Source organism: Mesorhizobium sp. M8A.F.Ca.ET.208.01.1.1 (assembly GCF_004791315.1).
GTDB lineage: Bacteria > Pseudomonadota > Alphaproteobacteria > Rhizobiales > Rhizobiaceae > Mesorhizobium.
This window is the reverse complement of the sequence record NZ_SRUT01000418.1, coordinates 1-282: the sequence shown is the minus strand read 5'-3', so window position 1 is coordinate 282 and position 282 is coordinate 1. Positions and strand designations below refer to the sequence as shown.

The window sequence follows — 282 nt, the reverse complement described above, 5'->3', positions numbered from 1 at the left end:
GCGCGACGGCGCCGAGGCCGGCGTCTTTGAGATCGACGACACCGGGCTGACCGCCATGGCGCTGATCCAGATGATGACCGGCGTCATCGTCTGGTTCCGGCCCGGCGAGCGGCTGTCCGTCGCCGAAGTCACGGCATCATATCTTTCGATGACAATGCGCCTGGTCGGCGCGACAATCAGCCATGGCACCGCGCGTCCCTCCGGGCGCGCCAGGGACGCCGTGGCACTCTGATACGGGCATGATCTCCGCGAAGACCGGGGCGTGCGCAGGGAGGAACGGCA

Annotated in this window: 1 pseudogene; it reads left to right on the top strand. The window is 68.1% G+C overall.

Annotation, left to right across the window (positions count from 1 at the left end):
• Positions 1-232, top strand: a pseudogene (locus EN851_RS35915) (TetR/AcrR family transcriptional regulator); the annotation flags it as partial.
• Positions 233-282: the final 50 nt, after the last annotated feature.